Raw genomic sequence first — 351 nt, forward strand, 5'->3', positions numbered from 1 at the left:
TGGCTCCGCAAGTAGGATTTGAACCTACGACCTACCGGTTAACAGCCGGTTGCTCTACCACTGAGCTATTGCGGAACGATCTTGCCTGGCAACGTCCTATCCTCACAGGGGGAGATCCCCCAACTACTTTCGGCGCTGAGACGCTTAACTTCCGTGTTCGGCATGGGAACGGGTGTGGCCGTCTCGCTATCGCCACCAGACAAGTATTATATTAACATTATTTATCGATAATGTCAACATATTTTAGAGAGATTGTTCTCTCAAAACTGAGGATTCATCAACACAAACCATAGACTAGATCAAAGCCTCGACCGATTAGTATCATTCAGCTCCACGTGTCACCACGCTTCC

The 351-nt window shown here is 48.1% G+C and carries 1 tRNA gene and 1 rRNA gene; both read right to left on the minus strand.

From position 1 onward, the window contains the following. Window positions 1-75: transfer RNA gene (locus KNO85_RS14855), tRNA-Asn, on the minus strand. An 8-nt stretch (window positions 76-83) separates the two neighbouring features. Then, window positions 84-200: ribosomal RNA gene (gene rrf, locus KNO85_RS14860) — 5S ribosomal RNA — on the minus strand. Between the last annotated feature and the right edge of the window lie 151 nt (window positions 201-351).

The organism is Exiguobacterium sp. s124, from assembly GCF_018617485.1.
Classification (GTDB): Bacteria; Bacillota; Bacilli; order Exiguobacteriales; family Exiguobacteriaceae; genus Exiguobacterium; species Exiguobacterium aestuarii.